Below are 12,575 nucleotides of genomic sequence, written 5' to 3'. Positions count from 1 at the left end.
CTCCCGTAGCCCGGATGCAGTCCGGGAAGATATCGGTCCGAACTTAAGCCGGACTACCAATTGCAATATCTTCTCATTTAAGCAACGGGACTGACGACCCCGGATAGAGGGCAGAATGCCGCAGCTGAAACAACAAGGGCAGCTTGCGCTGCCCTTGTTGGCTACATCACTCCCACTCGATGGTGGCAGGCGGCTTGCTCGACACGTCATAGGTGACGCGGGAGATGCCTTCGATCTCGTTGATGATGCGGCCGCTTACGGTCTCCAGCAGCTCGTAAGGCAGATGCGCCCAACGTGCGGTCATAAAGTCCACGGTTTCCACAGCGCGCAGAGCGACGACCCAGGCATAGCGACGGCCGTCGCCAACGACACCGACCGATTTCACCGGCTGGAACACCACGAACGCCTGGCTGGTCTTGTGGTACCAGTCAGCCTTGCGCAGCTCTTCGATAAAGATGTGGTCGGCGCGGCGCAGCAGGTCGGCGTATTCCTTCTTCACTTCGCCGAGGATGCGCACGCCCAGGCCTGGGCCCGGGAACGGGTGGCGGTAAACCATGTCGTACGGCAAGCCCAGTTCCAGGCCGATTTTGCGCACTTCATCCTTAAACAGTTCACGCAGCGGCTCGACCAGCTTGAGGTTCATTTCCTCGGGCAGGCCGCCAACATTGTGGTGGCTCTTGATCACGTGGGCCTTGCCGCTCTTGGCGCCAGCCGACTCGATCACATCCGGGTAGATGGTGCCCTGGGCGAGGAACTGGATGTTGTCCAGCTGGCTAGCCTGCGCATCGAACACGTCTATGAAGGTGCGGCCGATGATCTTGCGTTTTTTCTCCGGGTCGGACTCGCCGGCCAGGTTACCGAGGAACTGCTCTTCGGCGTTGGCGCGGATCACCTTGACGCCCATGTTCTCAGCGAACATGGCCATGACCTGATCACCTTCATGCAGGCGCAGCAGGCCGTTGTCGACGAACACGCAGGTCAGTTGGTCGCCGATGGCCTTGTGCAGCAGCGCCGCAACCACCGAAGAATCGACACCGCCGGACAGGCCGAGCAGCACGTTGGCGTCGCCAACCTGGGCACGTACCGCGGTGATGGCGTCTTCGACGATATTGGCCGGGGTCCACAGGGCTTCACAGCCGCTGATTTCCAGCACGAAGCGCGAAAGGATGCGGCCACCCTGCTTGGTGTGGGTCACTTCCGGGTGGAACTGCACGCCGTAGTAGCGGCGAGTGTCGTCGCACATGGCGGCGATCGGGCAGCTCGGGGTACTGGCGAGGATGTGGAAGCCTTCCGGCAGGCGGGTAACCTTATCGCCGTGGCTCATCCATACGTCGAGGCCCAGCACGCCGTCGGCGTCGACATGGTCTTCGATGCCGGCCAGCAGTTGGCTCTTGCCGACCACGTCGACACGGGCGTAGCCGAATTCACGCAGATCGGAACCTTCCACCTTGCCGCCAAGCTGCTCGGCCATGGTCTGCATGCCGTAGCAGATGCCCAGCACCGGTACATTCAGGTCGAACACCGCTTGCGGTGCGCGCGGGCTGTTGGCTTCGTGCACCGACTCAGGGCCACCGGCGAGGATGATGCCGCGCGGGGCGAAGGCACGAATGTCCTCGTCGCTCATGTCCCAGGGGTGCAGTTCGCAATAGACGCCGATCTCGCGCACACGGCGGGCGATCAGCTGGGTGTACTGGGAACCGAAGTCCAGAATGAGGATGCGGTGGGCGTGAATGTCGTGGGCCATGGCCGTCTCTCGTAGGTATTCACAAATGACACGGGGCTGATCGAACAGCCCCGTTATTCATACATTGCAGCGAATCAACCAACTCTGTAGTTGGGCGCCTCTTTGGTGATCTGCACGTCATGCACGTGCGACTCAGCCATGCCGGCGCCGGTGATGCGCACAAACTCCGGCTTGCTGCGCATCTCTTCGATGGTCGCGCAGCCGGTGTAGCCCATGGAGGCACGCAGGCCACCCATCAGCTGATGAACGATGGCCCCCATCGCACCCTTGTACGGCACGCGACCTTCGATACCTTCCGGCACCAGCTTCTCGGCACCTGCCGAAGAGTCCTGGAAGTAACGATCCGAGGAGCCCTGCGCCTGCGCCATCGCGCCCAGCGAGCCCATGCCGCGGTAGGCTTTGTAGGAGCGGCCCTGGAACAACTCGACTTCGCCCGGCGCTTCTTCGGTACCGGCGAGCATCGAACCGATCATCACCGCGGACGCGCCGGCGACGATGGCTTTGGACAGGTCACCGGAGAAGCGGATGCCACCATCGGCGATCAGCGGCACACCGGTACCCGCCAGTGCAGCGGCCACGTTGGCCACGGCGGAGATTTGCGGTACACCGACACCGGCAACAATACGGGTGGTGCAGATCGAGCCAGGGCCAATGCCGACCTTGACCGCATCGGCGCCGGCTTCGGCCAGGGCCTTGGCGGCTGCGCCAGTGGCGATGTTGCCACCGATCACCTGCACGTCCGGGAAGTTCTGTTTGACCCAACGCACGCGGTCAATCACGCCCTTGGAGTGACCATGCGCGGTGTCAACGATGATTACGTCAACGCCGGCATGCACCAGCGCGGCCACGCGGTCTTCGGTATCAGCACCTGTGCCGACTGCTGCACCGACGCGCAGACGACCCTGGTCGTCCTTGCTGGCCAGCGGGTAGGCCTTGGCTTTCTCGATGTCGTTGACAGTCATCATGCCTTTGAGGCGGAACTGGTCGTCGACGATCAGCACACGCTCGATGCGGTGTTTGTGCAGCAGCTTGCGCACAACCTGGGTGTCTTCGCCTTCCTTGACCGTAACCAGACGCTCTTTCGGCGTCATCACGTCGCGCACCTTGGCGCCCATGTTGGTCTCGAAACGCACGTCACGGCTGGTGACGATGCCGACCAGATCACCGTGATGCAGTACTGGCACACCGGAAATGTTGTTCTGACGAGTCAGATCGAACAGGTCGCCCACAGTAGCATCGGCCTCGATAGTGATCGGATCTTTCACCACACCGGACTCGTAACGCTTGACCTTGCGCACTTCGGCAGCCTGCTGCTCGGGCGTCATGTTCTTGTGGATGATGCCGATGCCGCCTTCCTGAGCCATGGCAATCGCCAGACGGGCTTCAGTCACGGTATCCATGGCAGCAGAGAGCAATGGAATATTCAGTTCGATGCCACGGGTCAGGCGCGTTTTGAGGCTGACATCCTTCGGCAGAACTTCGGAATAACCTGGAATAAGTAGAACGTCGTCGAAGGTAAGAGCTTCTTGACTGATACGCAGCATGGCGGGGGCTCCCGGACGGGAAAATTGGAAGCGCGCCATTATACTCAGACGCCACCCTGCACTCAACGCAAAGTATCGACCGGCTGACTGGAACCTTGGCCAGCCGCCCACCTTGTCCTACAAGTCGACCCGCACCAGCGAGACCGGATAGCCCAAACGCGCAGCAAACTCGTCGAGAAAGCCCTGCTTGAAGCCGGCATCTGCCCAGTTATTGAAGATAAAACCCAGGTTGGAAAAGCCGCAGGGCTGCAGAAACAGAAAGCCGTTGATGTCGTCCTCAAAGCCGCACAACGGGCAGATAAAGTTATCGGTCTGCCCCGGCATCCACTCTTCCAGGCTGTCGAATAGGCGCTCACCCACCTCGCGCCGGCACTCGGGGCAACCGGCTTCCTCAAGAAAGTTTACCGTTGGGGTATAGATGCAGCGCTTGTAGATAATCTCCAGGCCATGCACCGCCTGGCCAAAGGGCAATAACTCGGGACGCTCGACCACCCGCCGCGCCCCCTCGGCAATGCCGTAGCCCATATGCTTGAAGGTACGCCCGCAGGTGGTCAGCTGTTCTTCGATGATGTTCTGCTTGACCAACCAACGCACGATCAACCGCGCCCGCGCCTCATGACCGGGAAAGCTGGAAATCTGCGGCACGATGATCGCCTGCTGCTCGCTCATATCGATACTCGGTCTGCATTAAAGGCGCGCAGCTTAATGGGCTGGCAGTGCGGGTCAAGACTCTACAGTTGCCCGGACAAAGCCTTTACTATGCCGGCCATGATCAAAGATCCCTTCCAACGCCTGAACCTCGACCGCGAGGTGCTCAGCGTCAGCCAACTGAACAACCGCGCCCGCTTGCTGCTGGAAGATGTATTCGGCGGCATCTGGGTCGAGGGGGAAATCTCCAACCTGGCCAAGCCGGCGTCCGGTCATATCTACTTCACCCTTAAAGATAGTCAGGCCCAGGTGCGTTGCGCGCTGTTCCGGCAAAACGCCGCCAAGGTGCGTCAAGCGCTACGGGACGGCCTGGCAGTCAAGGTGCGTGGCAAGGTCTCGCTGTTTGAAGGGCGCGGCGACTACCAACTGATTCTCGATGCGGTAGAGCCGGCCGGTGATGGCGCCCTGCGTTTGGCCTTCGAAGCCTTGAAGGAAAAACTCAGCGCCGAAGGGCTGTTCGCGACCGGGGCTAAAGTCGCCCTGCCGGTTCACCCGAAACGTATCGGCATTATCAGCTCACCCACCGGCGCGGTGATTCGCGACATTATCAGCGTATTCCGCCGCCGTGCGCCGCAGGTCGAGCTGACCCTGATCCCCACCGCTGTTCAGGGCCGCGAAGCCACCGCACAAATTGTTCGCGCACTCGGCATGGCCGATGCAAAAGGCTTCGATGCGCTGATCCTGGCCCGTGGTGGCGGCTCGCTGGAAGACCTCTGGTGTTTTAACGAAGAGCCGGTAGCCCGCGCCATTGCCGCCTGCATCACGCCCATCGTCAGCGCCGTGGGCCATGAGACCGATGTGTCCATCGCCGACTTTGTTGCCGACGTGCGCGCACCAACGCCCTCCGCCGCCGCCGAACTGCTGGCCCCTGACAGCAGCGAACTGGTGCAGCGCCTGCATAATCTCAAGCGCCGCCTGAACCTGCGCATACAACACCGCCTGGAACGCGAACGTATGCGCCTGGACGGTTTGCAACGACGCTTGCGCCACCCCGGCGAACGGCTGCGCCAGCATGCCCAGCGCGTGGATGATCTGGATATGCGCCTGGCCCGCGCCTTCGAGCGCCAGCTGACTAGTCGCCGCGAACGCCTGAATCACCTGCAAACCCGCATGCTCAGCCTGCACCCGGAACGCAACCTCAAACTACTCGATCAACGCCTGCAGGCCTTAGCCGAGCGCCTGCAACGCAGCATGCGCGAAAGCCTCAAGGCACGTCGCCTGCAGCTGCACAGCCAGGTACAGACGCTGCACGCGGTCAGCCCGCTGGCCACCCTAGGTCGTGGTTACAGCATCCTGCTGGATGAGCGCGGCCGCGCCATCCGCAACGCCGCCGATACCCAGCCCGGTCAGCGCCTGAAGGCGCGGCTAAGCAGCGGCGAGCTGGATGTGCGGGTCGAAGATAACCATGTGCAGCCGGTCACCCTCTCGCTGCTCGACTGACCTTTTCGATTTACCTTTATAAAGCGGTGGATAGGCTTCGCGTTATCCACCCCACGGATACTCAATGCGCCTGTTCACTCTACTCGCCCTGTTCTGCCTCGCCCTGCCCATCCACGCCGAAGGATTTATCAGCCGCCTGCTGAATAAGCCGGTACCAGGCGGCGTGGCCGTGGTCGATCTTGGGCCAGCCGCCAGCGCGCCCAGCGTGCGCTATCAGAACAAACCCGTGCTGGTGATTAATGAGGATCAGCAACGCTGGATCGCCATCGTCGGCATCCCGCTAAGCGTGAAACCCGGCAGCCAGCAGATCAGCGTCAACGGCAGCCAGACCCTGAATTTTCAGGTAGGCAGCAAGCATTACGTCGAACAGCGCATCACCATCAAGAACCAGCAGCAGGTCAATCCGAACGCCAAGAACCTTGCGCGTATAGAACGCGAACTCGCCGAGCAGACCCGTGCCTACCAGCAGTTCAGCGCGCGCCAGCCGAGCAATCTGTTGTTCGACAGGCCGGTCAACGGCCCGCTGTCGAGCCCCTTCGGCCTACGCCGCTTCTTCAATGGCGAAGAACGCAACCCGCACTCAGGGCTAGACTTCGCCGCCAATAGCGGCACGCCGATCAAAGCCCCGGCAGCTGGCAAAGTGATCCTGATTGGCGACTACTTCTTTAACGGTAAAACCGTATTTGTCGACCACGGCCAGGGCCTGATCAGCATGTTCTGCCACCTCTCTGCCATCGGCGTAAAAGTCGGCGATGAGCTGCCACGCGGCGGCGTCCTCGGCAAAGTAGGCGCCACCGGCCGCGCTACCGGGCCACATCTGCACTGGAACGTCAGTCTGAACGACGTCCGCGTCGACCCGGCAATTTTTATCGGCGCGTTCAAGCCCTGACCACTGGTCAGTGGCTGCCTGAAAAACAGTTCAAGTAAATCCGCACAGTGCCGATTCGCTATGTGACACCGGGCCGTCCGCCCGGTCGAGCGGGTACGCACGTAGATGCTGACGGTCAATACCAACATCTCGTCGTCGTTCACGCGTCGCCAACTGGAGAGCAACAGCACAGCACTCGGTACTTCGCTGCAGCGCCTGTCCACCGGACAGCGCATCAACAGCGCCAAAGACGATGCTGCTGGACTGCAGATCTCCAACCGCCTGACCTCGCAGGTGCGGGGGCTGAACGTGGCCACGCGCAACGCCAACGACGGCATATCGCTGCTGCAGGTAGCGGAAGGCGCTTTGCAAAGCGTCACCGACGCCCTGCAGCGCATTCGCTCGCTCGGCTTGCAGGCCATGAACGGCTCTAACGGTGCCAGTGAACGTGCCGCGCTAGACCAGGAAGCACAACAGTTGCTGCAAGAGATCAACCGGGTCAACGAAACCACTACCTTTGCCGGTCGCAAGGTGTTTGATCAGGGCAGCTTCTCGGTGCTCGGCGACCTCGATCAGCGCGCCGTACTCAATTCCCTGAAAGGTTTCTGGATCAGTGAAGGTGAACAGCGCGTGTTTGATGCCTTTGGCCTGAGCGCCGACGGTGCCGAGTTGGAAATAACCTTTACCAATGACTCATCCAGCCAAACCCTGGCCTCGGTTTCTGGCACCTCCGGCGCTGGCGGGAAAATCTTTGATCAGGTGCTCAATGTCAACCTGGCCTATTTCGATGCCTCCAGCCTGCCCAACGGCGGCAGTACACCACAGTACACCGACCGGGTTATCGCCCACGAGATGGCCCACGCAGTCATGGGCCGCACCATGAACTTTGCCGGGCTGCCCAGTTGGTTTATCGAAGGCTCGGCCGAAGCCGTGCAGGGTGCTGACGAACGCCTGGCCGCCGACACCGCCGGTGGCACCAATACTGCTGCGATCCTGGCAGCCTTCAATGCCGATGATGTCAGTGCCTCGCCCGGTTACTCCGGCGGCTACGCTGCTGTGCGTTATATGCATGATGAAATCAAGGCGGCCGGCGGCAAGGGCATCAAAGACATCATGGGCTACCTGCAAAAGAACAGCGGATCGACCCTGGATCAGGCCCTGACTAACGCTAGTAAGGGTGCCTTCACCAGCCTGGCAGATTTCGAAACCAAGTTTGACGCAGACATTGCTACCTACGTCGCCAGCCTTGACCTGACGAATGCCGATACCGGGGCGATTGGCGGCTTTGATGCCGATGGCGGCAACGTGCTCACCGCCGAAAATGTGCTGCTGAACCAGGGAACCGGCCTTCCCGGCTCAAAAGGTTTCAAATTGGTCGAACCCGAACTATTCAACGTCAACGGCGTTGGGGGCAACGCCATTACGCAATTCCAGGTTGGGGCCGAGGCTTACGAAACTATTCAAGTCGGCTTCAGTGCATTCAGCGCCGATGCGATGGCCTTAAGCCGCCTAGACCTCAACAAGACACCAGGTCTCGCGGTCATGGACATAGATGACGCACTGGCCTATATAGACCGCCAGCGTGGCTATATGGGCGCACTGCAGAATCGCCTGGAAAGCACCATCAATAACCTGCAAAGCATTGCCGAGAATGCCGCCGCCAGCCGCTCACGCATCCTCGACACCGATTTTGCGGCAGAAACCTCCAACCTGGTCTCTCGGCAGATCATTCAGCAAGCCGCGCAAAGCGTGCTTGCCCAAGCCAATCAACGGCCGCAAGCCGTACTGAGCCTGCTCGGGTAAAGCGCCCCGAGACACGTTCAGCAAACAACCCAGCCGGCTCGTTTTTCGCTCGTTTGTTAAGGTGGCAGCGTTAATACGCTGAACGAACACCCCGAGGAGCGGTATGAACGACCTGTACAGCAACGCCCAGCAGTGGCTTGAACACTATCCCGAACTCTATAGCCTGACTGGCCTGTCGCTGCTGCTACTGGCGGCCTGGCTGGCCAACTGGGTGGTCAAGCGCATCCTGTTGCGCGGCCTGTACCGGGCACTGAAAGCCACGCCGATTGGCCAGGACGGCAGCCTGCATGACTCAAGGGTTATCGCACGGCTCGCCAACATCGTCCCGGCGCTGATCATTTCTGCGGGTATCACCCTGGTGCCCAATCTGCCGGAAGCGGTCGTGGCGGTGACCGGTAATGTCTGTAGCGCCTTTATCGTATTGACCATCGCCCTGGCCATCAGCGGCGTGCTGACGCTGCTTAACAACGTCTACCAGAAGCGCCCGAATGCCCATCTGAAGCCGATCAAGGGCTATGTGCAGGTGGTGAAGATTCTGCTTTTTGCGATTGCCGCAATACTCATGGTAGCCAGCCTGATCGACCGCTCGCCGCTGATTCTGCTGTCTGGCCTGGGCGCGATGGCCGCCGTACTGATGCTGATTTTTCAGGACACCTTGCTATCGCTGGTCGCCAGCGTGCAGATTTCCTCCAGCGATATCGTGCGTGTCGGTGACTGGATCGAGATGCCACAGCTGAACGCCGACGGTGATGTCATCGACATCGCCCTGCACACGGTCAAGGTGCAGAACTGGGACAAAACCATCACCACCATCCCGACCAAGCGCTTTATCAGCGACCCGTTCAAGAACTGGCGTGGCATGCAGGAGTCCGGTGGACGGCGAATCAAGCGCAGCCTGCTGCTTGATCAAACCAGCATCAGTTTCCTCAGCCCGGAGCAGATCATTCGCCTGCAGCGTTTTCTACTGCTCGGCCAATACCTGAACAGCAAGCAGAGCGAGCTGCTCAGCTGGAACAGCGCCCTGGCCGAGGCCAGCCAGGAGCCCGCAAACACCCGGCGGGTTACCAACATCGGCACCTTCCGCGCTTACGTCGAGCACTACCTGCGCCAGCATCCGGGTATCCATCAGGAGATGACCCAGCTGGTCCGCCAGCTGAGTCCGACCGCAGACGGTCTACCGCTGGAACTGTACTGCTTCACCAACACCATCGCTTGGGCACGCTATGAGGCCATTCAGTCGGATATCTTCGACCACCTGCTGGCCATCCTTCCGGAGTTTGGTCTGCGGGTCTTCCAGCACCCCAGCGGGGCGGACATGCGTGAACTGAAACATAGCTTGCTGCCTGGCGCTTAGCCTTGATGCCACAGCGGCGGCCTAAGCACCTGAGGCCGCCCGCAATTCAAATGCCGCAGCACGGCTTTTTGCGCAAAATATATTGTTTTAAACCATACAGAACGCGCTAAAACACCAATTTTCAAGCGTTACTTGCCAGCTTTTTCCTCAAAGATTAGGGTTGGCGCTATGAACACCCATCACACCCTTATCCTGCTGCGCCAACACGCCAACCTCTGCCTGGTGAGCCAGCGACTGCGTGGCTGATTGTTCAAGCCCACGCCCTGCCTGTTTTCTCAGTTTTTGCCCGGTTCGCCGCTTGCAACCGCGCCACAAGGATCAACGCCATGACCATGCTTAAAGACCCGTCCAGCAAGTACCGCCCGTTCACCCAGATCCAGATTCCGGACCGCACCTGGCCGGATCAGATCATCGACAAGGCGCCGATCTGGCTGTCCACCGACCTGCGCGACGGCAACCAGTCGCTGATCGAGCCGATGGATGCCGAGAAGAAGATGCGCTTCTTCAAATGTCTGCTGGCAGTAGGTTTGAAGGAAATCGAAGTGGGCTTCCCGTCCGCCTCGCAGACCGACTTCGACTTCGTCCGCGAGCTGATCGAAGGCGGCCACATTCCAGACGACGTGACCATTCAGGTGCTGACCCAGGCCCGTGATGACCTTATCGAGCGCACCTTCGAGTCGCTGAAAGGTGCCAAGAAGGCCATCGTCCACTACTACAACGCCTGTGCGCCGAGCTTCCGCAAGATCGTCTTCAACCAGGACAAGGCCGGTGTGAAAGCCATCGCCGTGTCTGCTGGCACTACCATCAAACGCCTGGCCGAGGCCGCACCGGAAACCCAGTGGGGCTTCGAGTACTCGCCAGAAGTGTTCAGCAGCACCGAGATCGACTTCGCCGTCGAGGTATGCAACGCGGTGATCGGCGTGTTCCAGCCGACCCCGGCTAACAAGCTGATTCTCAACCTGCCCGCCACCATCGAGTGCGCCACGCCGAACAACTACGCCGACCAGATCGAGTGGTTCGGTCGTCACGTCGACCGCCGTGACAGCGTGCTGATCAGCGTACACACCCACAATGACCGTGGCACCGGCGTCGCCGCCTCCGAGCTGGCCGTAATGGCCGGTGCTGATCGCGTCGAAGGCTGCCTGTTCGGCAACGGTGAGCGCACCGGCAACGTCTGCCTGGTGACCCTGGCGCTGAACCTCTACACCCAGGGCGTAAACCCCGAACTGGACTTCTCCGACATTGACGCCGTGCGCAAGGTGGTCGAGGACTGCAACCAGATTCCGGTGCATCCACGCCATCCTTACGTCGGTGATCTTGTGCACACCGCCTTCTCCGGCTCGCACCAGGATGCCATTCGCAAGGGCTTTGCTCAGCAGCAGGCCGATGCTGTATGGGAAGTACCGTACCTGCCGATCGATCCGGCCGACATCGGCCGTGATTACGAGGCGGTGATTCGCGTCAATAGCCAATCTGGCAAGGGCGGCATCACCTTCCTGCTGGAGCAGGAATACGGCATCAACCTGCCACGCCGTATGCAGATCGAATTCAGCCAGGTGGTGCAGAAGGAAACCGACCGCCTCGGCCTGGAGATGACCGCCGCGCAAATTTACCAGCTGCTCGAAACCGAGTACCTGCAGGCCACTGCACCCTACGCCCTGAAAGGCCATCGCCTGCAGGAAGAAAACGGTACCAGCGCGGTCGATGTGGAAGTGGTCAATGCCGGCGAAACCCAGCACTGGCGCGGGATCGGCAAAGGCCCGCTGGAAGCCCTGGTCGCCGGCCTGCCGGTAGACGTGGAAATCATGGACTACAGCGAGCACGCCATCGGCGCCGGCACCAATGCCAAAGCGGCAGCCTATATCGAACTGCGCGTCAACGGTGGCCGCGCCCTGCACGGCGTGGGCATCGATGAAAACCTCACCACAGCGAGCTTCCGTGCACTGTTTAGCGCACTGAACCGCGCACTCGGTCAAGCCGCCGAACAAGCGGCCTGATCGCAGTGCACGCCGTCAGGCCACTGACGGCGTTCGCGCCAGGTAACGCGCCGTCGCCTGCAACGCCTGGTCGATGTCTGGCCAGTGCAGTTGATGGCGCTGCACCAAAGCTTGGGTCGCGGCGGTATCAAAGCGGGTGGTCTGGATAAAATCCAACGACTCGGCATCGGTATGCAGCAGCCGCGGCACACCCGGAATTTTCAGCAACATACGCAGCAAGGGTATCGGCAGGTGCCGGCTCGGCGCCTGCACACTCAACGTATGAGCCAATTGCTGCAGCATGCCCTGCAGGTTGGGCGTCGCAGCATCCAGGGCGAGGATTTCCTGGCCGACCTGCTGCTCATCAAAGGCCGCAGCCAGCATCAACTCGGCGAGAAAATCCACGCTGACCAAGGGAAGCCAATGCGCCGCAGAACCGGGTATCGCCCCAAGCCGGCCCGCAGCCAGATTGTCGATCAAGCCCGCCAACGGCTGCGCCGGCAGGATATGCCCGCTACGGCTATGGCCGCAGACAGTGGCCGGGTGCACCAGCGTCAATGATGCCTGCAGCTCGGCCATACGGGCGCGTACGCGAAAATGCGCTTCCAGCTTGCTGCCTTCATACGCCCCAGAACGTCGATAGAGGCGATCCCAGTCGGTCTGCTCAGGGTGCTGCAAGTTCACCCCAATACGCTGTAAATGCGCATGATTGGCCAGCATAAATCCGCCCACCATCAGCAGGCGGCTACCCTGCTGCGCCGCCAACTCTGCCACCCGAATTGCCCCCTCGACATTGACCTGGCGTGCCTGCCCCTGCGACAACCCCCAGGCAAACTGCACACCCAGGTGAAACACCACCGCCGCCTGACGCACCTGCTCACGGTCTGTGGCATCCAGCCCCAGCCCCGGCAAGCCCAGATCACCGCCAACCGCCGTGAGCAGATCCCCGCGCCCGCCCAACTGCTCGATCTGCCCGCGCAAGGCTGGCAGGCTGTGCGGTCGACGCATCAGCACGCTGACCGGGTGACCTCTGCTAGTGAGCAAGGCAAGCAGATGCTGACCGATAAAACCGCTGCCGCCGGTGACAAAACATGGCTGATTCATCGCCAATCCTCCTGAGTCGTTGATGACCCAAGCA

Annotated in this window: 9 protein-coding genes; 5 read left to right on the top strand and 4 right to left on the bottom strand. The window is 60.8% G+C overall.

What is annotated here, in order from left to right:
- Window positions 1–166: 166 nt before the first annotated feature.
- The 3 genes from guaA to IOD17_RS04910 form a co-directional block, all read right to left on the bottom strand.
- On the bottom strand, window positions 167–1,744 hold the full coding sequence (guaA, locus tag IOD17_RS04920) for a glutamine-hydrolyzing GMP synthase (protein ID WP_233683961.1): 1,578 nt from the start codon (window positions 1,742–1,744) through the stop codon (window positions 167–169).
- Window positions 1,745–1,818: 74 nt separating this feature from the next.
- Window positions 1,819–3,288: an IMP dehydrogenase gene (guaB, locus tag IOD17_RS04915; protein ID WP_233683960.1), complete on the bottom strand. Its 1,470-nt coding sequence runs from the start codon at window positions 3,286–3,288 to the stop codon at window positions 1,819–1,821.
- 117 nt (window positions 3,289–3,405) lie between these two features.
- Window positions 3,406–3,957: a sugar ABC transporter ATPase gene (locus tag IOD17_RS04910; protein ID WP_233683959.1), complete on the bottom strand. Its 552-nt coding sequence runs from the start codon at window positions 3,955–3,957 to the stop codon at window positions 3,406–3,408.
- A gap of 99 nt (window positions 3,958–4,056) precedes the next feature.
- Between IOD17_RS04910 and xseA the strand changes: the two genes are divergently transcribed.
- From xseA to leuA, 5 genes are all read left to right on the top strand, one after another.
- Complete coding sequence (xseA, locus tag IOD17_RS04905) at window positions 4,057–5,436, top strand: exodeoxyribonuclease VII large subunit (RefSeq protein WP_233683958.1); 1,380 nt, start codon at window positions 4,057–4,059, stop codon at window positions 5,434–5,436.
- Between the two features lie 64 nt (window positions 5,437–5,500).
- Window positions 5,501–6,325, top strand: coding sequence for a peptidoglycan DD-metalloendopeptidase family protein (locus tag IOD17_RS04900; protein WP_233683957.1), 825 nt, complete (start codon window positions 5,501–5,503; stop codon window positions 6,323–6,325).
- Between the two features lie 105 nt (window positions 6,326–6,430).
- On the top strand, window positions 6,431–8,107 hold the full coding sequence (locus IOD17_RS04895; RefSeq protein WP_233683956.1) for a flagellinolysin: 1,677 nt from the start codon (window positions 6,431–6,433) through the stop codon (window positions 8,105–8,107).
- A gap of 103 nt (window positions 8,108–8,210) precedes the next feature.
- Entirely contained in the window at window positions 8,211–9,461 is a 1,251-nt protein-coding gene (locus tag IOD17_RS04890; RefSeq protein ID WP_233683955.1) for a mechanosensitive ion channel family protein, read from the top strand.
- Between the two features lie 326 nt (window positions 9,462–9,787).
- On the top strand, window positions 9,788–11,458 hold the full coding sequence (leuA, locus tag IOD17_RS04885; RefSeq protein WP_233683954.1) for a 2-isopropylmalate synthase: 1,671 nt from the start codon (window positions 9,788–9,790) through the stop codon (window positions 11,456–11,458).
- A 15-nt stretch (window positions 11,459–11,473) separates the two neighbouring features.
- Here the strand turns inward: leuA and IOD17_RS04880 are convergent, their stop codons facing one another.
- Window positions 11,474–12,541, bottom strand: a complete 1,068-nt coding sequence (locus tag IOD17_RS04880; RefSeq protein ID WP_233683953.1) for an SDR family oxidoreductase — start codon at window positions 12,539–12,541, stop codon at window positions 11,474–11,476.
- Window positions 12,542–12,575 lie beyond the last annotated feature (34 nt).

The organism is Pseudomonas anguilliseptica (assembly GCF_021375795.1).
GTDB classification, from domain to species: Bacteria; Pseudomonadota; Gammaproteobacteria; order Pseudomonadales; family Pseudomonadaceae; genus Aquipseudomonas; species Aquipseudomonas anguilliseptica_A.
Note: the sequence above shows the minus strand (reverse complement) of the source record. Positions and strands in the feature narration are given on the sequence as shown.

Excerpts from the sequence above, each read along its gene's own strand:
- IOD17_RS04900 (WP_233683957.1), top strand. The coding sequence starts at position 5,501 with ATGCGCCTGTTCACTCTACTCGCCCTGTTCTGCCTCGCCCTGCCCATC.
- IOD17_RS04910 (WP_233683959.1), bottom strand. The coding sequence starts at position 3,957 with ATGAGCGAGCAGCAGGCGATCATCGTGCCGCAGATTTCCAGCTTTCCC.
- xseA (WP_233683958.1), top strand. The coding sequence starts at position 4,057 with ATGATCAAAGATCCCTTCCAACGCCTGAACCTCGACCGCGAGGTGCTC.
- guaA (WP_233683961.1), bottom strand. The coding sequence starts at position 1,744 with ATGGCCCACGACATTCACGCCCACCGCATCCTCATTCTGGACTTCGGT.
- IOD17_RS04890 (WP_233683955.1), top strand. The coding sequence starts at position 8,211 with ATGAACGACCTGTACAGCAACGCCCAGCAGTGGCTTGAACACTATCCC.
- leuA (WP_233683954.1), top strand. The coding sequence starts at position 9,788 with ATGACCATGCTTAAAGACCCGTCCAGCAAGTACCGCCCGTTCACCCAG.
- guaB (WP_233683960.1), bottom strand. The coding sequence starts at position 3,288 with ATGCTGCGTATCAGTCAAGAAGCTCTTACCTTCGACGACGTTCTACTT.
- IOD17_RS04880 (WP_233683953.1), bottom strand. The coding sequence starts at position 12,541 with ATGAATCAGCCATGTTTTGTCACCGGCGGCAGCGGTTTTATCGGTCAG.
- IOD17_RS04895 (WP_233683956.1), top strand. The coding sequence starts at position 6,431 with ATGCTGACGGTCAATACCAACATCTCGTCGTCGTTCACGCGTCGCCAA.